General features: G+C 35.2%; 22 protein-coding genes and 1 other annotated feature. Of the genes, 8 read left to right on the forward strand and 14 right to left on the reverse strand.

Annotated features, from left to right (window positions below; genetic code table 11):
* Positions 1–51 precede the first annotated feature (51 nt).
* Together yaaA and LGAS_RS08675 are read right to left on the reverse strand one after the other, a co-directional pair.
* Positions 52–810 carry a peroxide stress protein YaaA gene (yaaA, locus tag LGAS_RS08670; RefSeq protein ID WP_003646644.1) on the reverse strand — a complete coding sequence of 253 codons (759 nt, stop codon included), beginning with the start codon at positions 808–810 and terminating at the stop codon, positions 52–54.
* Positions 800–1,159, reverse strand: coding sequence for a hypothetical protein (locus LGAS_RS08675; RefSeq protein ID WP_003646643.1), 360 nt, complete (start codon positions 1,157–1,159; stop codon positions 800–802). The genes yaaA and LGAS_RS08675 overlap by 11 nt, the downstream gene beginning before the upstream one ends.
* A 113-nt stretch (positions 1,160–1,272) precedes the next feature.
* Between LGAS_RS08675 and LGAS_RS08680 the strand changes: the two genes are divergently transcribed.
* The gene (locus LGAS_RS08680; RefSeq protein ID WP_003655341.1) at positions 1,273–1,962 is read left to right on the forward strand and encodes a hypothetical protein; all 690 of its coding nucleotides are present in this window, start codon (positions 1,273–1,275) and stop codon (positions 1,960–1,962) included.
* A gap of 55 nt (positions 1,963–2,017) precedes the next feature.
* On the opposite strand, the gene LGAS_RS08685 is transcribed toward LGAS_RS08680, so the two are convergent.
* From LGAS_RS08685 to LGAS_RS08715, 7 genes are all read right to left on the reverse strand, one after another.
* Complete coding sequence (locus LGAS_RS08685; protein ID WP_003657321.1) at positions 2,018–2,917, reverse strand: DUF7916 family protein; 900 nt, start codon at positions 2,915–2,917, stop codon at positions 2,018–2,020.
* A 94-nt stretch (positions 2,918–3,011) separates the two neighbouring features.
* A complete protein-coding gene (locus LGAS_RS08690) occupies positions 3,012–4,802 on the reverse strand; it encodes a glycerophosphoryl diester phosphodiesterase membrane domain-containing protein (RefSeq protein ID WP_011678987.1) in 1,791 nt (596 codons plus the stop codon).
* Positions 4,803–4,870: 68 nt separating this feature from the next.
* Complete coding sequence (locus LGAS_RS08695; RefSeq protein WP_003657324.1) at positions 4,871–5,632, reverse strand: serine hydrolase; 762 nt, start codon at positions 5,630–5,632, stop codon at positions 4,871–4,873.
* Positions 5,633–5,840: 208 nt separating this feature from the next.
* Complete coding sequence (locus LGAS_RS08700; RefSeq protein ID WP_003649915.1) at positions 5,841–6,692, reverse strand: MurR/RpiR family transcriptional regulator; 852 nt, start codon at positions 6,690–6,692, stop codon at positions 5,841–5,843.
* Between the two features lie 49 nt (positions 6,693–6,741).
* On the reverse strand, positions 6,742–7,518 hold the full coding sequence (locus LGAS_RS08705; RefSeq protein ID WP_003655351.1) for a DUF4931 domain-containing protein: 777 nt from the start codon (positions 7,516–7,518) through the stop codon (positions 6,742–6,744).
* A gap of 153 nt (positions 7,519–7,671) precedes the next feature.
* Positions 7,672–8,094 (reverse strand): type I 3-dehydroquinate dehydratase, encoded by a 423-nt coding sequence (locus tag LGAS_RS08710; protein WP_003655353.1) that lies wholly within the window; start codon positions 8,092–8,094, stop codon positions 7,672–7,674.
* Positions 8,095–8,154: 60 nt separating this feature from the next.
* On the reverse strand, positions 8,155–9,027 hold the full coding sequence (locus LGAS_RS08715; protein ID WP_025012243.1) for a hypothetical protein: 873 nt from the start codon (positions 9,025–9,027) through the stop codon (positions 8,155–8,157).
* A 176-nt stretch (positions 9,028–9,203) separates the two neighbouring features.
* On the opposite strand from LGAS_RS08715, the gene LGAS_RS08720 reads away from it, so the two are divergent.
* A complete protein-coding gene (locus LGAS_RS08720) occupies positions 9,204–10,418 on the forward strand; it encodes an MFS transporter (RefSeq protein WP_011678988.1) in 1,215 nt (404 codons plus the stop codon).
* Positions 10,419–10,439: 21 nt separating this feature from the next.
* A complete protein-coding gene (locus LGAS_RS08725) occupies positions 10,440–11,123 on the forward strand; it encodes a gamma-glutamyl-gamma-aminobutyrate hydrolase family protein (protein ID WP_003655359.1) in 684 nt (227 codons plus the stop codon).
* A gap of 50 nt (positions 11,124–11,173) precedes the next feature.
* Here the strand turns inward: LGAS_RS08725 and LGAS_RS08730 are convergent, their stop codons facing one another.
* From LGAS_RS08730 to LGAS_RS08740, 3 genes are all read right to left on the reverse strand, one after another.
* On the reverse strand, positions 11,174–12,775 hold the full coding sequence (locus tag LGAS_RS08730) for an ATP-binding cassette domain-containing protein (protein ID WP_003657333.1): 1,602 nt from the start codon (positions 12,773–12,775) through the stop codon (positions 11,174–11,176).
* Positions 12,776–12,794: 19 nt separating this feature from the next.
* Positions 12,795–13,301, reverse strand: a complete 507-nt coding sequence (locus LGAS_RS08735) for an O-acetyl-ADP-ribose deacetylase (RefSeq protein ID WP_003646637.1) — start codon at positions 13,299–13,301, stop codon at positions 12,795–12,797.
* A 105-nt stretch (positions 13,302–13,406) separates the two neighbouring features.
* Positions 13,407–15,350 (reverse strand): sucrose-specific PTS transporter subunit IIBC, encoded by a 1,944-nt coding sequence (locus LGAS_RS08740; protein ID WP_003655367.1) that lies wholly within the window; start codon positions 15,348–15,350, stop codon positions 13,407–13,409.
* Positions 15,351–15,588: 238 nt separating this feature from the next.
* Here LGAS_RS08740 and LGAS_RS08745 point away from each other — a divergent pair, with 238 nt between their 5' ends.
* On the forward strand, positions 15,589–17,058 hold the full coding sequence (locus LGAS_RS08745) for a sucrose-6-phosphate hydrolase (RefSeq protein WP_003655369.1): 1,470 nt from the start codon (positions 15,589–15,591) through the stop codon (positions 17,056–17,058).
* Between the two features lie 10 nt (positions 17,059–17,068).
* Positions 17,069–18,055 (forward strand): LacI family DNA-binding transcriptional regulator, encoded by a 987-nt coding sequence (locus LGAS_RS08750; protein WP_003655371.1) that lies wholly within the window; start codon positions 17,069–17,071, stop codon positions 18,053–18,055.
* Between the two features lie 44 nt (positions 18,056–18,099).
* On the opposite strand, the gene LGAS_RS08755 is transcribed toward LGAS_RS08750, so the two are convergent.
* Positions 18,100–18,876 carry a tyrosine-protein phosphatase gene (locus LGAS_RS08755; protein ID WP_003646634.1) on the reverse strand — a complete coding sequence of 259 codons (777 nt, stop codon included), beginning with the start codon at positions 18,874–18,876 and terminating at the stop codon, positions 18,100–18,102.
* A 216-nt stretch (positions 18,877–19,092) separates the two neighbouring features.
* Here LGAS_RS08755 and thiD point away from each other — a divergent pair, with 216 nt between their 5' ends.
* The 3 genes from thiD to LGAS_RS08770 all read left to right on the forward strand — a co-directional run bounded on the left by thiD (position 19,093) and on the right by LGAS_RS08770 (position 22,036).
* Positions 19,093–19,911, forward strand: a complete 819-nt coding sequence (gene thiD / locus LGAS_RS08760) for a bifunctional hydroxymethylpyrimidine kinase/phosphomethylpyrimidine kinase (protein ID WP_003655373.1) — start codon at positions 19,093–19,095, stop codon at positions 19,909–19,911.
* 72 nt (positions 19,912–19,983) lie between these two features.
* Positions 19,984–20,667 (forward strand): type 1 glutamine amidotransferase, encoded by a 684-nt coding sequence (locus LGAS_RS08765; RefSeq protein ID WP_003646632.1) that lies wholly within the window; start codon positions 19,984–19,986, stop codon positions 20,665–20,667.
* The gene (locus tag LGAS_RS08770) at positions 20,648–22,036 is read left to right on the forward strand and encodes an APC family permease (protein ID WP_003655377.1); all 1,389 of its coding nucleotides are present in this window, start codon (positions 20,648–20,650) and stop codon (positions 22,034–22,036) included. Before LGAS_RS08765 ends, LGAS_RS08770 begins: the two co-directional genes overlap by 20 nt.
* A 60-nt stretch (positions 22,037–22,096) precedes the next feature.
* On the opposite strand, the gene LGAS_RS08775 is transcribed toward LGAS_RS08770, so the two are convergent.
* Entirely contained in the window at positions 22,097–22,990 is an 894-nt protein-coding gene (locus LGAS_RS08775; protein ID WP_003655379.1) for a DMT family transporter, read from the reverse strand.
* 116 nt (positions 22,991–23,106) lie between these two features.
* Positions 23,107–23,347 (forward strand) — a binding site (T-box leader).
* Positions 23,348–23,383: the final 36 nt, after the last annotated feature.

The raw sequence follows: 23,383 nt of genomic DNA on the forward strand, positions 1-23,383 counted from the left end.
TATTCTCCCCGAAATTAAATATAAGAAGAATTTATCATTTATTCCAATTAATTACAGACGTTTTTTAAAGATGTAGTTTTCTTCGGAAGAATCTGCTGCTGAAAATAGATATCCAAAATCAGAAAATTTTTTCAAATCTTCTGGATCATTAATTTGTTCTTTAGCCATAAAACGTACCATTTCTCCACGTGCCATCTTCGCATGAGTAGCACTTTGACGCCACTTTCCATTTTTATTCTCTAAAAACTTAATTGTGATCATCTTTTGACCTTCTTTTAAATATGGAGAAATCAAACGTGAATACTCTAACGATGCCAGATTAATAACAGTTTTTACATTAGTAAACAGTTCTTGATATGGTAAGTCTTCCCAAAAATGATAAAGACTATAGTCTTTAAATCCCGTCATTTGTGTTTTTAATTCTAAACGATAGGGAATTATACCATCAAATGGTCTCAAAATACCGTAAAATCCTGATAAAATACGTAAATGATCTTGAAGATAATCTAATCCCTCTTGCGGTAAAACATCTCCAGCCAAATATTGATATTGAATTCCTGAAAATGCCAAAATAGCTGGAGTCAACTTCTTATCAAGTTTACTGGTCAAAAGATTACTTTGATTTGTTCGAACAATATTATCATTTGCTTTCCACAAATTTTGTAACTGATCGAAGTTTCTGGTCTTCAAAAAATCTAACAACTCTTGCGTCTTATCTAAAAAAGCAGGCTTAGATCTAACTAAAAAAGTATCTTGATCAACTTTCATTTTTTTAGCAGGAGCAATAATTATTTTTATCTTATCTGACATTAGCAACCACAATAAATAAAATAATTAAACTAATAACTGCTAAAATAGCAGAAATAATTAACTCCACTTTTCTCTTTTTCTTATCTTGCGGATTAGCTGCAATGTATCTGGCACTAGCAGCCACGCTAATAAACAAGAACATAATGAACAGCCATAAAAATAACCCAATAATATTTGGCAATGCCCAATAAATTTGTAAAGAAACTAAAACTGCCAACACCAGCGTACTAATAATTAGGCCACGCAAAAAATTAACGTTTTCATGCTTATGATAGTGAAGTACTGTTTGATAGCCAAAATATACGATAAAACCAATTGTAATATATAAAATAATGTTGAAAATAACCATTTTTTATCCCTTCTATAGTCATCTTAATTATACGTGAAACCATTTTGCTTTGCTTAAAATTTCTTTTCCACTTATAATCAATCTTGAATACGACATAGAAAGCGAATAATAAAATGTGTGAAAAAGAAGATTTAAATATTGGGCTTGTTTTGCAATATCAAGTTGCTCCTAAAGGCACAATTGACGCTGATGCTCTTGTACGCCATGCACGCGACTGTGGCTTTAGAGGAGTAAGTATTAAAGATGGCGATGACTCACAAGCGGATGCTCTACAAGATGCTTGTCAAAAATATGCAATAAAGTTTTGTCAAAAACGTCCAGCAGAAAAATTAATCTCTCCTGACGTATTAGCTAAATTAATTGCTGCTCGTCTAGATGACATGAATATCTATTTTGAAGTTGAATTAAACCAAGATGGATCAATTAATAGCGAATCAGATCCAGCAATGGAAACTTTGCGTAAGTGGATTGATCGCTTCGGACATGCATATTATGAAAGCCGTGCTGACCACGAAATTAAGGCGGATGAAGACAATGTTCATGTCTTCTACAATGCAATTGCCAAATACCAACGCTACGTTTTCATTCATATTCCACTCGAAAATAGTATTGAATTAAAGCACGTTCCTCATGTTGAAGAAGCAGCTTGGATTGATACCAGAAACGAAGTTGAATTTGATCAAGATGGCGACCACTTGCGTCTAAAGCTGAATCGCAAAGCAGATAGTGAAAAGTTTTCTGTCTACGGCTTACGTCTCCAGCTTCACCGTCCTGAAGATGATTTAGGTAAAACTGAATATTAAAAAAATAAAGAAGATATCACGAGTCAATTTTGCTAAGATATCTTCTTTATTTTATTTATCTATTAATTGAACGCGCCATTCGAGAGATCGTATGGTTCATTCCTCTAATCGTCTTACTTAATTCAAAAATAGTCTCAGTAGGCGGAACTACTCCCCAACCTGCATCACCAATATGCTGTATATCAACGCCGCAAATTTTATTTTGTAAGGCAATATCATGAACAGTTTGAGCGCCAGAACTTTCCTGGCTAGTTCCGATTGTGCTCATCACTAATCCACCATGTTCATGAACTATTTTTACTATTTTGATTAATTCTTCGCTAGTAAAACCTGGAACTGTGCCAACAGCTGGAACTAAAATCACGTCTGCTCCTGCATCTAGAAATGCTTTAACTGATTCTTCGTTAGCAACTGGTTCATCTACCCCAGCTCCATGCATCTTTCCAGCTATAATCAATCCTGAGAAGTTTTCTTTAGCTGTTTTTACAGCCTTTGCAATCATTTTGTTAGTTACGCCTGTACCAGGATTCCCAGTAAAGCAAACAAAGTTAAATCCAAGTTTTTCAGCAGCTTTCATCGATTCAACTGTTGCAGTTCGACCTGCTGAAATCTGTAACTTAGTCGATTCCATTTCTGCACTTTCATCAACTGGCTCTAAATTAACGCCAATTGGTCGACCTGTTAGTTTTTGAAGTTGCTTAACTGTATCTTCTGGCTTGTCCACTGTCAAGCCACTTACTTTTGGATTTAATGTATCGAATAAATTCAATAAAATTAAGTCAGCCCCAAAAGCAGCAGCAATTTCTGAAGTCGTCAAGCCATCAATTGCTGGTTCAATGACTACATTTTCACTTAGCACAGTTCTACCTTCACTAGCTTTGATGCTTTGTTTTAACTCTGCACCATTCATTTTTAAAATTTCGCTAGCATTTGCACTTATAATTCTAGTAACCATTTTTCTAGCCTCTTACTCTCTTCAACACTTTAACGTTTATTCAATGTCGCCATAAATGGTAAGTGAATCGAAATATTGGTATATACCCATCTTATCATGAAGCGCTTTCGTTAGGCAATATCAAAATAAAGTTTAATAACTTATTCGCATAACTCTGATTATCTTCAAAATCTTTAATAGTTTCATTTAATTCAGCAAGTTGATCGGTAATAATTCCATTAACATTGTCATACATCATTTTCATCATCATATTTGGAGCATTAACCGTCCAGGCATAAACAGGCTTATTCTGTAATTGTGCTTGCCAAATAAAGTCATTATTTAAAGTTGAGTATTCCATAGAGTACCCATTAGCTACGCTTTGAGGATAGGTAAAATTATACGGCTGAATATATAAAACAAATAATTTAGGATTAATCTGATGCAAGCCTTCAATCACTCTGTAGTCTAACGATTGAACTTGATATTTTCGTTTAATAATTAATTTTCCATATTTTTTATTAAAATTCTGCAACATCTTAGTCGAATCATTTGGCGTTGTCTTAACTTCAATCAGCAATTTTTGCTTTATTTTAGCAGCCGCTTTTAAATACTGGTCAAAACTAGCAATTTTAGCCCGATGTCCATCTTCACGAAGCGTAATTCTAGTTAGCTGTTTTAAAGTTAAATCTTTTGGCGTCTTATTAATTCCAGCTAATTGCTTTAAGTTTTCATCATGCATCACTACGAATTGCTTATCTTTTGTTTCATGTAAGTCAATTTCTACATAATCTGGATGAAGCTTGGCTGTTTTTTTCAAAGCTGGAATAGTATTTTGTACGCCATTTTTATCACTTACTCCGCGGTGTGAGATAGTAAGTGGACGCTGCATATCGATTTCTTTTAGATATAAAACATTGTTTGCACCAGCAGCAAGTGCAAAAACTAGCATTAAACATAAAGCTAATACTTTTAGTTTTATTGTTTTTTTCACTTTACTTTGAAGCTTAAAACTCTTTAATGGAGCAACCACAATTAAAAGTGAAATAATGCTAATCCAAATTGCAACTAACTCACTGACTAATTGGACCAGTAAAAGATTAAATACAGCGAAGATAAAACTGACATTTCTCGGCAAACGATCTAAACCTAATTGACAAAGATAAATTAACAAGTTAAAAATTAATAAAATTATACTTGCACTAAACCCTAATACTAGCAAGCGACTTAAGAGCTTCCACCAATACTTACGACTAGTTAAATTCCAGCTTTCCTTCATGGCAAGAAAAGTCTTTTTTCTTTGATAGATCATAATCGGAAGCGTCAAAATAAGACGTATTCCTAAAATAAAAGCCAACAAATAAAAGATTATTAATCCACTAGCAAGCCAAATATTCCGTGTCATAAAATCTAAAATAAACTCTGGAATTTGAACCTTAGCTAATAATGGTGTTCGATAAACTAGGTCAGCAAATGGAACAATTAGTAAAAAATACACTGCTAGTAGCAAAACTGAGCCAATTCGAACTGATCGATATGATTGCCATAATTCTCTAAATAGGACCCTAAATGAAAATCTTCCCTGAGAAATTTCTCTAATTCCTAACAATATCAGTGAGAATTCACCATAAATTACTAGAAGTAAAACAATCAATTCCAGAATTAAACAGAGAAACATCAAAGTGTGTGTGCTGATGATTGTAATAATATTTTGATATGAAATAAATGGAATTGCGCTAGCTTTTAAAATAGCTGTAGTTAGATACCTAAAAAGCGGAATAATAAGTACCTGCGTAAAAAGATCAATTCCAATAAATAAGGCTATATATTGAAGCCAATATTTTCTGAAATTATTAGCGTACCTATTTATTTCTTGAAAAATATTCTTCAAAAACCTATCCTCCATCGTTATATTCTTATTGCTATTGTATCCTTTAGAGCATAAAAATAGGAATCCTAACTATTCCCGGATTCCTATTTTTCAGTCTTAGCAGTTTTTACATGTGAAAAGATCAACTTACTTAATTCTTGAAAGAATAAACGATCCTCTACATCTCTTCCTTCATAGCTACTTAATACAGTACAAAATACTGGTGCTTTCTTAGTCATAAACGCACAAACCTCATGACGCGCTTGCCTATCTCGACCTAATTTATTGTATGTCAGAATATTATCACCATAAAAAGTTAAATCAGTCGGAATAGTATGATTACTTAATGCCTTGCGAATCAATGCACAGAATGGATTTTGAGTAGTCATCAAATGAGTAATTAATTTATCAATGCTGGTGGCAGTACATTCATTATCTTGACCACTAGCTGAGTAGCGCATTAATTCTCTTCCTAATCTTAGACCAGGATAGTTCTTCTTTAGCCACTCATCAATTTCATAAATATCAAATTTTTCAATTAATAAATTAGTAGCCACGTTATCCGTTATCGCACTAATTAAGTAAACTAAATCTCGAACACTCCAATTAGTGCGACGCAGATCCCCAATAATTCCTGCACCTCGTACCCGTGATAGATCAGTAACTTCCATTTCTTCATTCACAATATCATGATTATTTTTCCACTGGTCTTCAATATACGCGGCAATTGCAAGGTCAATCAAGCTTCCTGCTGGGAAAACCTTCTCAGCTTGATGTTGATACATTACTTGGTCACCATATTTAACAATTACACTTGCATCAATATCATACTGTTGAATAATTTCAGTAATTCCATCTTTTAACATAAAGCTATCGCCTTCCTTATAGATTTAGACCAAACTTAACTTACGTTATCTTATATATTATGTCAGCAGTTCTACTTACAAAATCATTTTAAAACTTTTTATTATCCTGCCGCAAGATAGCTTTAAATATTCAAAGAAAAAAGCTGCTTAAGGCAGCTTCTCATTAATTATTTACAATATTTACTTAATATGATAATGGAATATTGTATTATTCATTTAATTGTTTTAATTGATTAGTTATTAATTCTGTTTCTCTAAATCTTTCTTCTAATCTTGGTAGTTCTTGATTAATTGTTGCTAAAAATAAAACACTTGAAACAAACATCTCAGAAAAAAGCGAATTAATAGCACCTACTCTGAGTAACTTTTCATCAGTTGATACACCTAATACAACATCTGCAAGCTCGACTAAAGGAGACTGACGTGAACGTGTAACTACAATGATTGGAGTATGATTTTTACGAGCTTGATCCGCCATTAACAATATTTCTTGCGTTAATCCACTATAAGAAAAGATTACTAAGGCATCTGTAGAATGCGAATAGCAAATTCGCTCTAGGGCAATATGAATATCCTGATTAAAGACCACATTCTTATCACTACGAATAAATTTATAGTAAAGATCTTGGGCCGGTAAGCTTGAAGCACCCACTCCAGCTAAATAAATTCGATCAGCATTTTTCAAAAAATTGATTGCTTGATTCAAGGCCAGCCCATCAATTAAGTGAGCTGTCTGCTCCGTATTCTTCTCAATACTTGATAAGAGTTTCTGTAATACAATATGTGGATTATCATGATGATCCACAATTGGATCAATAGTTTCTTCGTTATCCTGCGGCGTATCTTGAGCTAATTGGATTTGGAAATCTTTAAGCCCTTTAAAACCAAGTTGCTGACAAAATCTAATCATTGAAGCAGCACTGGTTTTAGTCATCTTCCCTAATCCTTGGGCATCCTCTTGTAAAAATGTTTTAGGATGAGCCAGTAAATAATCAGCAATCTTCTTAGACGCCCCTTTAAAGTTAGGGTAATTATTTAAAACTTTTGTTGATAAATCCATAGTGTACCTCTTTTTCTAATACAACATTTTAAGGTACTGAAATATTATTTCAAGACTTTTGCACAAAGTTTAATAATCTATTAGCTTCTTTTCTTAATGTTTGATTATCATTACATTCAGATAATTTATAGCCTACAAAATATGGTGGGGCATAGAATCGTGGAATAATCTTGCAACAAATTCCGTCTCTATTTGGATAGAAAAATAGATTATAAGAATCGCATCGACCGCCATACATTTCTTCTAAAGTATAACGGACGCCGGATTGAATCCAATCTGCCCAAGAGTTTAAACCGCTGTTTTCTAATAAATTAATATTTATTTCCTGAAATCCTTGTATAGGATGAGTTGCAAAATTGACATCCATATTATTTGTTTTAAAGACATTAATTCCAGTAAAATTATTGGCATGAATATACTTATAACCGTCTTCTTTATCTAATCCTACAATTTGCATATGTGGATGAGATAAGGAGCCATTAGATTTGGGGCCAAAATTTTTATACCAAAGGACTGACTCAAATTTGCCGCTTTGACGCATTTTATTGAAGCATTTCAAGGCAAACTTCATCAATTCATGGTTATATTCTTTTGAATAGTTGCTTACATCTCCATCATGATCATCAGATTCAATCAGTACTGTCTGCTTTGTATTTTTCAATGTAGGAAATCGATTAGCTAGCCAAATCATTGGTCCATTTATTTGATAGATATCGGTTAAGTTATCAACATCGCAAAAAGGACAAGTATGATCCCTTTCAGCATTAAAACTAGATGGCTTATCTTTAGCTATTGCAAATTCAAATATAAGTGGATCGTTATTCAAATTTTTACTCCTCTCCTTAAAAAAAATTTGCACTTCAGTCTCTACTCTACTATAATAATCTGTGAAGGCGATTAAAGCGCTTTCATATAACATTTTGTAGCTTTCCTTAACTTTACTCTTTCGGTCACTTTTCCGAAAGAGTTTTTTGTTCGCTTAAGAAAGTACAACTCCTAGCTCTTTAGCCTTCGCATCTTGAATCAAACCTGCTACTCGATCAGAAACATGATCACGTTCGATATCAATTGCATTTCCTAATTTAAAATCAATAGCAATTTTTACTAAATTTAGATATGCGTCTTCACTATCCAGTTCAGTTTTACCGCCGAATTTTTTACTCCGGAAAGTAATTAAGACAGGCGTTTTATCCATAACTGTTTTAACCTTACCAGCTACTTCTAGTAGTCTATTCATTAAGACTACATCCTCAAAATAATCAATTCTCCATTCCATCATTTCGGGCTGGAGCTTTTTTATTTCTTGTGCCTGCTTTACTACATCGTCCTCACTTATTCCCGTATTAACTAACGTTAAAAAAGTCTGATTATTCACTGCTACTTTTTTCTTCTCAAAACTCATCTTTTTTCTCCAAATAAAAAATTGCTACCTAAATTATAGTAGCAATTTCATTTTCATTCATTAAAATTTATCTCGTTTAATACTACGGATAATCGCAATTACGAATACCATAATACTACATCCCATTCCAAAGTAGGCCATATAACCAACACTAAACATTTGTCCAATTTGAGCCGTATTAATTTGGTGATTAATTGCAAATTGATTAGCCCATTGATGAATTAAAGTCGGAGTCAAAATAAACAAAACTGTTGAAATGCCAGATCCTACTAACATGGCACGACGTGAATAAGGTTCTCTAAAAAATTGAGCTAAAACACAAATCGCAGGTGCAACCATTAAAAGAAAGGTCCAGATCATAATCCATCTACCTGCAGAGTCATTCATAAATTGACCACTATTGGCCGCATAACGATATGTTCCCCATAAACTGCCGCCCAATAAGTTATCAAGTAGCCCAACTGCATTTGCACCTTGAGCAGCATAAACATTATTAGTGCTAGCAGCAGCACCTTGCAACATTTTTAACATATCTTGCGAACCGGTAGTTTGAAAATTAATAGTTACAACTTGCCGCATATAAGTAGATAAAAACATAATCATTGATGCTCCCAGCTGCAATGCTTTGAGCAAATGAAGTGTCTTATTTCCTCCTAGTTTAAACTCTAAACTAAGGATACGGTCAGGATTTTTACTCTTGACAATAATAAATACACCTGCAATTGACACAACGATTAAAATTGCAAGACCAAGCCACCACTTAGTCATAATAAAGATAATTGCCAAGACAATTAAAGTTACCGACACATACGGACGATTTAAGAATAAGTCCCAAACATTTACCTTACCGTGACTTGCCAAACGTTGACGATATTCTTCTCTTGTTAAGACATTTTGATTTTTTTTATCTTTAGAATCTTGTATTTTGCTCATTACTCTCAACCTTTACCTTATTGTGCTAATCAATATTAGCATGTTACACCATGATCCGCATTAATTTTTTAAGAAAATTAACCATCTTAAGCAGATCGTGACAATTGTATTTAAAGCACTATGCTATAATATTACTATTGAAAAGTAAGAAATAAGTTTAGGATTGGGATGACTATGTGAGCAAATCACACGCTTATAATTTACCAAACGGATGGCATAAAACATTCTATACACTTTGGCTAGGCTGTTTTATTACTGGTTTAGGGTATTCAATGACGATGCCATTTATCTCCCTATTTATGGCTGAACTGGGGCATTATAATAAACTACAATTGAATTTATATTCTGGCCTAGCTTTTGCCATGACTTTTATTGCCCAGGCCATTATTTCACCTTATTGGGGAAATTTAGCTGACCGTAAAGGCAGAAAATTGATGTGCATGCGTGCTGCTGGTGTGATGAGCTTAACCATATTTATTACAGGTCTTGCTCAAAGCGCTCTCTTTATTATTTGTATGCGGTTTTTACAGGGCTTATTTTCTGGCTATATCAATAATGCCACTGCTTTAATGGCAAGCGAAACACCGCATCAACGTAGTGGCTGGGTAATGAGTCAAATGATGACTGCGGGAACGGCTGGTAACTTAGTTGGTCCTTTAATTGGTGGGGCTTTATCTAGTGCCTTAGGATACCGGATCCCTTTCTTTATTACTGGCGGCCTAATGTTTTTAACATTTTTAGGAACATGGTTATTAGTAAAAGAAGACTTTACCCCAGTTTCTCGTGAAAAGATGAAGCCGATGGGAGAAATCATGCAGGGGTTACCAAATGTTAAACTAATCATCATTATGTTTGTAACCACGATGATTGTTCAATCATCAACTATGTCAATTGATCCAATTGTTTCTTTGTATGTAAAATCTTTAATGCCACATAGCAATAATATTGCCTTGATTGCTGGTATTGTTGCAGCTACACCTGGACTTGGAACAATGCTTTCGGCTTCTCATATCGGCCATTTAATGGATCATATTGGAGCTGAGAAAGTCCTACGTTGGGGATTACTTATTGCCACAATTTTGTTCATCCCCATGACTTTTATTCCCAATGCCTGGTCACTAGCTTTTTGGCGTTTCCTTTTAGGTATTGTCAGCGCCGGACTACTTCCTGCTGCTCAAACAATCCTAACTTTGAATGTTCCACCAGAAGCATTTGGCAGAGTATTTTCTTATAATCAATCTTTTCAAGCAGTCGGAGCTGTCTTAGGGTCTTTACTCGGTTCAACAATTTCTGGTATGTTTACTTATGAATGGGTATTTGCAGCAACTGGAATTACACTATTGATTAATTATTTGATCATGCAACTTTCCTCCCACCGTCAAAATGCCTAACTTGTTAAAGGAGCAATTGTAATGAAAACTATTGGTATTACTGCAAGCATCAAAAATAAGCAATTAGTCGTTGATCGTAGCATTATTGATACTGTTGTAAAACTAGGCTATCTTCCGCTTGTTTTTGCCCCAGTGAGTTTAAAGACAATGCCATTACCTAACGTTAATTTTGATGCCTTAATTCTTAGCGGTGGTCCTGATATTACGCCAATTTTTTACAATGAAGAGCCGCTTCCTGAACTTAGAGAAACTGATCCTCATCGAGACCAATTTGAATTAAATCTGATTAAAACTACTCATGATTCTAACTTACCAATTTTAGGAATTGGGCGTGGAATGCAAATGTTAAATGTAGCCTTTAACGGCACACTTTTTCAAGATATCTATGTTCAAAATTCTGGCGCTGGTATCCAGCATATCCAGAAAAATGATTTATCTTTAGAAAGTCATCACGTCAATGTGACTGAAGAAAGTGAACTTGCTAAGGCAGTTGGCACCCATCCTTACGTAAATAGTAACCACCATCAAGCAATTAAGACAATCGCTAATAACTTCAATATTGTAGCAACTGCGCCTGATGGAATTATTGAGGCAATTGAATCAACTGATCAAACAATGCTGGGAATTCAATGGCGTCCGGATAAGTTATTAGATGATCCAAAGCAAGAAAAAATCTTTACTAACTTTTTTAATAAGTTGAAATAATAAAATAAGAGCTAGAGAAAAACATGATTCTCTAGCTCTTATTTTATTTACTAATCTTTTTTACCCTCACATAAATTCAGGCGAATTATCTTATTAAACATTGCCTTTTCTTCAGGTGAAATCTTATGAGCAACTTCAATCACTGCTACATGAGGATTTTTCAATAGCGTTTCATGAATTGCAAGAGATAGATTAGGATCTAATGCACTTGTTGCTTCATCTGCTAATAAAATTGGTCTACCGGACAAGAGTGCCCGAGCAATTTCAATTCGTTGAATTTGACCACCGGATAATCCATTTCCGGCTTCGCCAACTTTATGATCTAGTCCTTCTTTTTTTACTAATTCATCTAATCCTGCTAAATGAATAACCTTCTTTAGTTTCTCATCGCTAACTTTTCTACCTAAAGTTATATTAAATCGCAAGGTGTCATCAAACATGAAGGGTTTCTGGTTAACGTAAGAAAAGTAATTATGAGCCTTCGCCCAATCTCCAGTTACATTTTCTCCATTAATTAAGATTTTACCCTTTACTGGATGTTTTAATCCTAGCATTAGTCGAAGCAAAGTAGTCTTTCCCCAGCCGCTTGGAGCCATGAGTAAAATCTTTTCACCAGGTTTAACTTGCAAATTAACATCAGTAAAAATTGTATGTTTATCAGATTTAGTTTGGTAAGCAAGATTTTTAACATCTAATCCTTCAAACTTCTCTGGTTTTTCTGAATTTTCAATTGCTTCATAGTTAAGTGCTTTTTGCGTCTTCTTCCACATTGGTACAGTGGACTTAACTTGATTAAATTCATTAAATAAAGTTACAACAGGCGTAATGAAGTTCATTGCTAAGTCAACCATCATAAATAGCGTACCAACGCTCAGGCTTCCCTGCATCATCATGATACCGCCAATTGTACATGGAATGATAAAGCAGAATAATTCTGCAGCAGAATAAATTAATTCTAGTGCCCAAGCTTGCGTTAAGTTCATATTACGCAAGGCATTTTCCATATTTTGAGCTGAACGCGTTGCTCTCACTACAATATTATTTCTAACATTATATAACTTAGCCGATTGCGCACCATTCAAAGAATCCGAAACGTTTTGCGTATAATTTGCATTGGTTTTTGCCCAAATTTTAGACTTTTTAGTAATAATCTTACTAGTAAAAACTTGTACAACCGCTGGAGCAGCCATTGCTACTACGAAGATAATTGTCATTTGCCATGAATTATACAAGGCAAAAGCTAATGATCCAACAAAAGTCAAACCTTGATAAATCATATCAAGCTGCGCTGTAATTCGATTAGTTTCAATTTGCTTTAAATCGTTAGTCATAAGCGACAAGCCATTTTTAATATCTGGCTCACCTTGATCAACTAAATACTGTAAATTAGCTCGCTTAAAGACCATATTAACATCACGAATTATGCCCATTTTTACCCGCTCATAGATAAAATTACTCATCATAAAGCAAAGTTGTCCCAAGGCAGTTAAAGCCGCTAATCGCACCAAATGCATTACATCTTTAGAATGCGATGATGCTACATTTAACATAATCTTAATCATATAAGCTACAAATAAAATATTACAGGCTTTTATCGCAGCTAAGATAGTAAACCAGATCACCTGACTTCGTCTTGCATATTTTAAGCTCATCTAAAACTCCTCACTTTAGTTAAGACGTTAGTTTATTATATATGGCTTTATTTTCTGAATCAAATACACAAAAATAGACCTTAATATTAAAATTTTGTTGTTTTAGCCAATTCCTAGTAGTTTCAACTGCAATTTTTGCGGCATCTATTTTTGGATAACCGTAAACTCCTGTTGAAATACATGAAAAAGCAATTGAATGAAGATTATATTGCTTAGCTAAATTCAAACTATTTCGATAGCAAGCTGCTAATAACTCAGCATCTTGTTGAGCAAAATTAGGATTATACACAGGGCCAACTGTGTGGATAACATATTTAGCAGGTAAATTATAGCCCTTAGTACTTTTGGCTTCGCCAGTTTCACAACCATGAAGCGTTCGACATTCTGCAAGTAATTCTGGACCAGCAGCACGGTGAATCGCACCATCAACTCCACCACCACCTAAAAGTGTTCGATTAGCTGCATTAACGATTGCATCAACTTTTAATTTCGTAATATCTGCTTGAATTACTTGAAGATCATTCATAAACTCTCACCTTCTCTAATATTTCATATCTATATTTTATCTCATATATAAAAATAAGCTCATCCCTACACGGAAATGAGCTTATTTTAATTTAATTATCAATAATTATCTCTTAGTAACTGCGATTAAATCGTCGCCATGCTTCTTGTCTACGCCATCAATACGTTGAACATTTGCATAGCTAGCTGTGTTAGTAATAACAGTCATAACAGTTGTGTCGTATCCTGCTTTTTTAACAGCATCTAAATCAACAGTTCCTAACTTTTCACCTTTTTCAACATGTTGGCCTTGTTTTACATCACTAGTAAAGCCTTCGCCCTTCATGTTAACAGTGTCAATACCAATGTGAATTAAGACTTCTGCACCTTCGTCAGACTTAATTCCGTAAGCATGCTTAGTTTCGTAAGCAACAGTAATTTCACCAGTGACTGGAGAATAGATAGTTCCTTCACTTGGAACCATAGCAGCGCCCTTCCCCATTGCTTCAGTTGAAAAGACTGGATCTTTAACATCCTTTAAGCTTTCTGCCTTACCTGAAACAGGAGCAGCAATTACTTCATCATGTAATTCTTTATCTTCTTTGATAATTTGATCAGCCTTTTCTTGTTGTGCAACTTGATCACCAGCTGATTCAACAGTACCAGATTCTTCGACTACGTCTTCTTTGAAGTGGCGCTTACCGTATACAAAGGTTAAAGCAAAAGCAACAATGAAACTAATTGCTACTGAAAGTGCCCACATTGGAATACTCTTTGGCACCATTGATAAGAAACCAAGGAAACCAGCTGAACCAAGAGCAGCAGCAGTAACATGCATTAAGCCTGCAAAAGCAGCACCTACACCTGCACCAATTAAAGCACAGAAGAATGGGAACTTGTACTTCAAATTAACACCAAACAATGCTGGTTCAGTAATACCAAGTAATGCAGAAACACCAGATGAACTTGCTAAGCCCTTAACTTTTTCATTCTTAGTCAAGAAGTAAACTGCAAAGGTAGCAGCACCCTGAGCAACATTGGCCATACATGCAGTAACGAAGATAAAGTCACCAGAACCACGACCACGTGCATATTCAGCTAAAAGTTGAGTTTCAACTGCTGGGAAACTTTGGTGAAGACCAGTAGTAACAATTGCTGAGTAAGATAAACCAAAGATACCCATACCAAAGGCACCCGTTGTGTTATATAACCAAACAATTGCAGCAGTAATTGCGTCTGACACACCCTTAAAGACTGGTCCAATAATTGTGAAAGTTAAGAAACCAGTAATCATAATTGAAAGAAGTGGTGTAAATGTAAAGTCAACTGCTGATGGTAACCACTTGTGGAATCTCTTTTCTAAGAAAGCCAAAAGCCAAACAGCTACTAAGACCGGAATAACTTGATATTGGTAGTTAGTTTGAGAAACATGCAAACCAAAGATATCCCAGTATTTACCAGCCCCACCTAAAGCAGGAGTGGTCATAATCATACCAATAGTTGCACCTAAGAATTGGTTAGCTCCAAACCGTTTAGCTGCAGACATACCAACTAAGATAGGCATGAAAATAAATGGAGCAGCTGACATTACTTGAATGATTTCAGATAATCCCTTAACGTTAGGCGCCATTTGAACAACTGACTTTGCTCCAAACAAACCTGGAGAAGTCAAGAAGTTGTTCAAAGCCATTAACAAACCACCAGCTACTAAGGCTGGAATAATAGGAACAAAGATGTCAGACAAAAGTTTAATAAAGGCCATTACTGGGTTAAACTTTTGATCCTTTTGAGCAACTTTCTTTAAGTCGTCAGTTGAAAGTTCTGATAGACCTGTCATTTTAATTAATTCATCGTAGACGTTGTTAACATCTCCAGGTCCAATAATAATTTGAAATTGACCATTAGTTTTGAAAGTCCCCTTGATATCTGGATCGCTATCAAGCATCTTCATATTTACTTTACTATCGTCTTTTAAGACTAAACGTAGACGCGTAGCACAGTGAGCAGCGGCTACTAAGTTGTCGCGACCAACAGCTTCAATAACTGTTTCAGCAACTTTTTTGTGATCCATGTCTGTCTCCTCCTCAAAATTGTGTAAGCGTTTTTAAATATTTTACATGTATTATGATAGCGCATTCTAGTTTTATGTCAAGCGCTTATCACAAAAAATATCAGTATTTTGATAGTTTCTCGCTATTTTCAGCATATGTTATCAATGAAAATGCTGCTATTCGTTTGACATACATAATATTTTTAGTTACTATCTCTATATAAGAATGCGTTTACATATTTGATGAGGTGAATAAGTTATGGAATGGACAAGAGAACAACGTTATCGTAAATATAAAGATTGGGATGCACAGACCTTATTAGATCTTCAAGCTCAAGCTGCAACTTCCCCATATCAGATGCACTATCATATCCATCCACTTTCAGGATTATTAAATGATCCTAATGGTTTTTCTTACTATAATGGCGAATATCATTTATTCTGCCAGTCATATCCTTTTGGTCCAGTTCATGGAGTTAAATCATGGATTCACTTTGCTTCTCCTGACCTAGTTCATTGGCATTATTTAGGACCAGCAATTGATCCCGATAGCGATTTAGACAATGCTGGGGCATATTCCGGTTCAGCAATGGAACATAATGGAAAGCTTCTTTTAATGTACACTGGTAATCACCGCGATGAAGACTGGACTAGAATTCCTTATCAAGTAATTGCTGAAATGGATGAAAATAATCACATCACTAAGCCTGATGCGGCCGCAATTCTACCTCCAGAACACGTTAGTGAACATTTCCGCGATCCACAATTATTTAAACATGATGGTAAATATTATGTTTTACTTGGCGCTCAAGATGCTGAAACTAAGAGTGGTCATATTGACATTTATGAATCAGATGACCTTAAGACTTGGCACGAAAATGGCTATTTAGACTTAGGAAAAGACGAAATGGGCTATATGATTGAATGCCCTAACTTAGTTTTCGTTAATAACTATCCTGTTTTAATTTTTTGTCCTCAAGGTTTAGATAAAGCAATTTCCGACTATCAAAATATTTATCCAAATATGTACTGGATTGGCAAGGATATTAACTTAAATGAAGCCAAATTTACCCCGCTTCAATCTCATCCAGCCAACCTAGATGATGGCTTTGATGTATATGCAACACAAGCTTTTAATGCTCCAGATGGAAATGCTTATGCTATTTCCTGGGTAGGTTTACCTGACTGTACTTACCCTACCGATAAAGAAAATTGGGCTAATTGTTATAGCCAAGTTAAACGTTTAGAAATTAAAGATGGTGCGTTATATCAACATCCTGTAGACGCAATCAAAAATTTACGTCATAATGAAACACAGCTCAACGATGAAAAAATAATTAGTCAAAAGGCTGGTAAACAATACGAATTAAAACTTTACTTAGCTGCTGGCCAAGCCGGAAAATTACATCTCGCTTCTAATGATGATTTATCTGCAAGTTTGGTAATTGACTTTAATACGGCTCAAGATGCTAAATTAACGATTGATCGTGCTTCAAGTGGTCCAGCTGTTAACCCAGATTACGGTGCAACTAGAACAATTGGACTTAACGACAACGAAGACTTGGATTTAGATATTTTTGTAGATGGCTCATTATGTGAAATTTTCATCAATGATGGTCGCCATGTTGCAACTTTACGCTTCTTTGCACGAAGCTCAAATCAAAAAATTGCCTTTGACAAAGATACCAAGTACACAGGACGATTATGGAGCATGAATTCTATATTATAGGAAGATGACAATGGTTAAATTAACCGACGTAGCTGCTAAAGCAGGCTGTTCTGTAACTACCGTTTCACGAGTAATTAATAATTATGGCTATATTAGTCAAAAAACAAGAAAAAAAGTTCACGAAGCAATGAGAGAGCTGAATTATCAGCCAAATTCTGTTGCCCGCTCTCTTCAAGGAAAGAAAACCAAGCTTATTGGTTTAATTTTTCCAGATGTATCTAATCCATTTTTTGGTGAATTAGTTTCTAAAATTGAAGACCAATTATTTAATCACGGCTACAAAACAATTCTTTGCAATGCTGGCAATGATACAGAGAAGGAACGGACCTATTTGCAAATGCTCATGGCTAATCAGGTAGATGGGATTATTGCTGGAGCTCATAATCTGGGAATCGAAGAATATCAAAGAACTGGTCTACCGATTGTTTCCTTTGATCGTAAGCTTTCAGATAACATTCCAATTGTTAGTGCCGATAACTTCAAAGGTGGCAGTTTAGCTACCCAAGAACTTTATAATCATGGTGCTCGTCATATCTATTTTGTAGGAAATCCAACGCTAGATGGACACCCTACGCAAAAGAGACTGCTTGGCTATAAAGAAACAATTAAGGAATTGCAATTAACGGAGCATATTCATCCAGTAATTTTTAATGAAACTCTTGCATTAAAAGAAATGGCAATTAAAGACTTACTAGAGAATCATAAAGTAGACGGGATCGTAGCATCTGACGATCTTACTGCTCTTCTGATCATGAACATTAGCCATGACTTAGGAATCAAAATTCCTAAAGATTTAAAGATTATTGGATTCGATGGGAGCAAAGTAGTACGTGATTTTGAACCACGTCTGTCTACAATTGTCCAACCTATTCCTTCAATTGCACAACTACTTGTTAAGCTTTTAGAAAAAAGAATCGACAATCCTACTGAAAAATTAGATAACTATACATACTACCTGCCAGTAGAATTACTTAAGCGTGAATCTAGTGGAAACTAAGAAAAGACTTTAGACGCAATTTAATGTGTCTAAAGTCTTTTTACTTACTCCAAATATAATTTTCTAAAATCTTTCAAATCCTGTTTAGAAAATCCTAATTCCTTCGTAAAGTAATTTTCAAAACCACCATATCCAGCATCAATTGTTTGCGTAATTCCCTTAACAGCCGTTCCCTCACCTTCAGTAACATTCATCTGATTAACCATTTTTATCATCTCAGAATCACTTGGGAGCTGTTTTTTAAGCCCAAAAGTATATAACTCGTTCGTTAATAAATAGTCGCGTGCAATTGTATGCTCGTCAATTCCAAGTCCCTTTAAAATTAGAGCTGTCGTCATCCCTGTACGATCTTTTCCTGCACTGCAATGATATACTAAAGCTTCATTTTCAGGCAAAGTAAGTAATGCAGCAAACACACGAGCAAAAGCTTTTTGACTAGCCGGGCTTAAAATCACATTTTGGTAAATCTCACCCAAATAACTATCAACTTTAGGAATGTGATGTAAAAATCGATAGAGCTTATGACTATCATTAACAAAATTACCACTGCTATCTTCTGCATAGACATGGCAATCCAATACTTCAACGCCAGGCCATTTTCGATCTGGAGCCATTACTTGTTCATTGCTCGTCCTTAAATCACAGTCTACTGTGACATTCATTTTTTCTAATTTTTCTTCATCACGTTCAGTTAAGCTACTCAATGAATCAGAGCGGTAAATTTTTCTCCATTTAACATGCTTACCTTCATTATTTTCATAGCCACCAATATCACGAAAATTTACAGTACCGTCAAAAGTAATTAAGCGATTATGTTCCATAGCTTATCATCCTCGTATCTTATCGTCTCTCATCTTATATTCTAGCTTACTTTCTTAAGGAATTAAGTAATTAAGATTTAAGCAATAACTTTATCTCCAAAATCTCCAGTAATAATTTTCGACGTAGTTACAGAATACTTTCACTTTATTAGTTTCTTAATCTATAATTAATAGTAATAATTTACAAGTAAATAACTTTTGAGGAGGATTGCACACATGTCAAATGAACACATAGAAGCCTTGACAATTGCTGGTCATGATAGTGACGGGAGTGCCGGGATGCCAGCTGACTTACACGCCTTTTATGCACGTGGCGTTTATGGTATGGGGCTCTTAACTGCTGCTGTCGCAGGAAATTCCCAAGGAATTTTTGCCCAACAATTAATGCCATTAGATTTTATTCAAAAGCAATTCGATGTCTTAAATGATGATTTCAAAATAAAGGCCGTTAAGACTGGAATGCTTGCTAATAAAGATATTATCAACGTAGTTGCTAAAAACTTAGAACATTATCAAATGCAAAACATTGTGCTTGATCCAGTAATTATTACTAAGCATGGTGCTACCCTTTTAGCAGATGATGCATATCAAGCATTTCTAAAGAAATTAGTACCACTTGCTACAATTATTACACCTAACTTTTTTGAAGCACAAAAGCTAACTGGTCTTGAATTGAAAAATGAGTCCGAGATCAAGCAAGGTGCTAAAATGTTACAAAAAATGGGTGCAAAAAATGTTTTAATCAAAGGCAGTCATCATAACGACAAACAAACAGAAGTTAAAGATTACTTACTGTTAGAAGACGGCTCAGACGAATGGTTAATCAAGCCCTACTTTAAGACTGATCGCGTTAACGGTACAGGAGATACCTTGTCAGCAGTAATTGCAGCTGAACTTGCAAAGGGTAACGATGTCAAAACTGCGGTTAAAATTGCCAAAGATTTCACCTATGAGGCACTTTCACATCCCATTAACGTTGGTGCAAAATATGGTCCCATTAACCACCTAGCTGCCCAAGAAGAAATGAAACAATAACTTTTACTAACTAGGATTTAAGGCATTTTTAAGTTATACTTTGAACATACAATTTAAATAAGGACGATAATTATGGCAGATAAAACAATTAAAATTGCATACTTATATGAAGACTTAATGAATACTTACGGCGATTCAGGTGACGTCAAAGTAATTCGTTATCTCCTTGACAAACAAGGCTATCAAACTAAAGTTGATAACATTTCTCTAGATGACAAATTCGATGCTAACGACTACGACTTTTTATTCTTCGGCGGTGGTCAAGACTTTGAACAAACGGTTGTAGCTAAAGATCTGCCACGTCACAAAGAAACAATTGAAAACTATATCAATGCTGGTAATCCAATGCTGTGTATCTGCGGTGGCTATCAATTAATGGGGGATTATTACAAGACTAATTCTGGAATTACAATCAAAGGATTAGGTATTCTGCCCCTTCATACTATTTTCAAGGCTGATAAACGGATGATTGGTGATACTCGCTACATGACCGAATGGGGCGAAGTAAAGGCCTTTGAAAATCATTCTGGACAAACTTACTTTGACAATACTAATATGCTTCATCCTTTTGGCGAAATGATTGAAGGATACGGCAATAACCCACAAGATAAAGTTGAAGGTTTACGTTACAAGAACTTTATTGGTTCATACTCTCACGGACCTTTACTTCGAAACACAAATGTAGCAAATGCGATTGTTAAGATGATCTTAAAACGTCACGAGGAGCGTACTGCTAATGAAGTTGAATCCGTTTAGGAAAGAAAGCCTCAAGCGTTATTTGGGTACTGACAAGCACTTTGCCAAAACGCTTGGGGCTTTTGACTTATTGACTATTGGTATCGGCGCAGTTATTGGTACTGGAATTTTTATTCTACCAGGTACTGTTGCCGCTAAAGAAGCTGGCCCTGGTGTAACTTTATCATTTTTAGTGGCAGCTTTAGTTTGTACTCTAGCAAGTATGTGTTATGCAGAACTTTCTTCTAGCATCCCAGTCGCTGGTTCAGCCTATTCATATGGAAATATTCTTTATGGAGAAGTTATTGGCTGGATTTTAGGTTGGGCATTAATTCTAGAATATATGCTGTCCGTTGCAGCTGTTTCTGCTGGCTGGGCTTCTTATTTTAATTCCCTGCTCCATAGTTTTGGTTTACATACACCACATCATTTTGAAGGACCATTCGATCCTTTGAATGGTACGTACCTAAATTTATGGGCGGTTATCAGTGTTTTATTAATTGGAATTTTACTCTCACGTGGAATGAAAACATCCATGAAATTTAATAATGCGGCAGTTTTAATCAAGATTGCTATCATATTTATATTCATTGGTGTTGGTTTGTTTTTCATTAAGCCGAAAAATTACCACCCTTTCACTCCTTACGGTACGACTGGTGTTTTACGGGGTGCTACGACGGTCTTTTTTGCCTTTCTAGGTTTTGACGTTGTTTCATCTTCAGCTGCTGAAGTTAAAAATCCCAAGAAAAACATGCCAATTGGAATCATTGGTACCTTAATTGTGGCAGCTCTTCTTTACATGGGAGTATCAGTGGTTTTAACTGGAATGGTAAACTACAAGCAACTAGATGTAGCAAATCCAGTTGCCTATGCCTTAAAGTTAGTTAACCAAGGCTGGGTAGCTGACCTCTTATCAATTGGAGCAATTGTGGGAATGAGTACAATGATGCTCACCATGATCTATTCAAGTTCACGCTTAATTTATTCTATTGGGCGTGATGGATTATTGCCAAACTTTTTAGGGAAAATCGATAAGCATGGTCTTCCAGAAAATGCTCTCTGGATTGTAACCATCGTCATTGCTTTAATGGGTGGTTTATTTTCGCTAGAAGAACTTACTAGCCTAGTTTCAATTGGAACATTACTTGCCTTTACTTTCGTATCTTTCGGCGTCATTTTATTGCGCAGAAGAAAAGATATTCCTGAAGGCAATTTTAAAGTTCCACTTTATCCAGTAATTCCAATTCTTTCTGGACTTGCCTGCATTGGAATGATGTGCTTCTTATCAGTTAAAACCTACCTTTTTGCTGGTATTTGGTTCTTATTTGGATTATTTATTTACTGTGTTTATGGTTATAAACATAGCAAGATTAGCAAGAAAAATAATTAGTTAGCAAAAAAGCTTCGTTACTGCACAAGTACGTGCGCTATCAAGTAACTAAGCTTTTTCTTATCTTTTATGTTTTGGTTCCCAGTTAAGGGCTAAAACGGCGCAAATAATCATAATTGACCCAATCCAATCAATTGGAGCCATTACTAATCCAAAAATAATTACAGAGCCAATTGTAGCTGAAACTGGTTCAAAAGCATCTAACAAACTAGCAGTTGACGGTTTGATATAGCGAAGCGATCCCATCATCCATTGGAATGGAATTAAAGTACCTATTACAATCACGCCAGCCATCAACCAAAAAATATTAATATTGTTTGGAATCTTCGGCCATACAGGATGTGCAAGTGCCAAAGCTACTCCTGAAAAAAGTAATCCCCAACCTGTAACTACAAGACTTGAAGTATGATCAAGTAACCTGCGAGGAATCAAAGTATTCGTAGCTACTCCGACTGCAGAAATAAGGCCCCAGAATAAGACTGATGGCGTTAAAGATAGTTGATTAAAATGGCCATGTGTAGCTAAAAAGAAAACACCTAAGAAAGCAACGATAGCTGCAATAACATCTACTGCTCGCAACACTTGGTGCTCAAATACTACCATATAAAATAAGACAAAAAATGGCCCAATAAACTGTAAAACGGTCGCAACTGAAGCATTTGCCTGTTGAACCACAATAAAGTAGCAATATTGTACGGGCAATAAGCCTAATAGACCATACGCAATAACGGTAATCGCATCCTTTTTATCAGTCATTGTTTTTAATGGTTTTTTACCAGTTACCTGGGCAAAAATTAAAAGCAAAATCCCACTTACTATCATTCTTACCTGAGAAATCCAAATCGGCGTTATACTTGCACTGATATTGAACAATCCCTTAGCAAATAAACCCGAAATACCCCAAAAAACACAAGCTAAAGCAGCTAGGCATGTCCATAATCTTTTTTTCGTCATATCTTTCCAACTTTCCTAATCTTATGCAAGACTCATAATAACATACTGCAAAAAAATTATCTTTTTCCTCTTGCTTTTTCAAAGTAAATCGATTTAAATATAATTAATATAAAAATTAAAAAGCAATGAAGAGACGAGTAGATAATTTTATTCTTTCAGTGAATTAGCGTTAGTGAGAAGCTAGTAGACCCTGAATTATCGAATAACACTTTTTCGCTGTGCTGCTAGCCTAAATTACAGTAAGCTATGCCGTCATCGGTACGTTATCAAGCCGAGGAGCATGATTGTGCTCTAATAAGCTGGTCTATTTTTAGATAATTTAGGTGGTACCGCGGAAAAAAGCCTTTCGTCCTGAGAACATCAGGAGTGAAGGGCTTTTTCTTTACCCTTAAT

Source organism: Lactobacillus gasseri ATCC 33323 = JCM 1131, assembly GCF_000014425.1.
Taxonomy (GTDB): domain Bacteria; phylum Bacillota; class Bacilli; order Lactobacillales; family Lactobacillaceae; genus Lactobacillus; species Lactobacillus gasseri.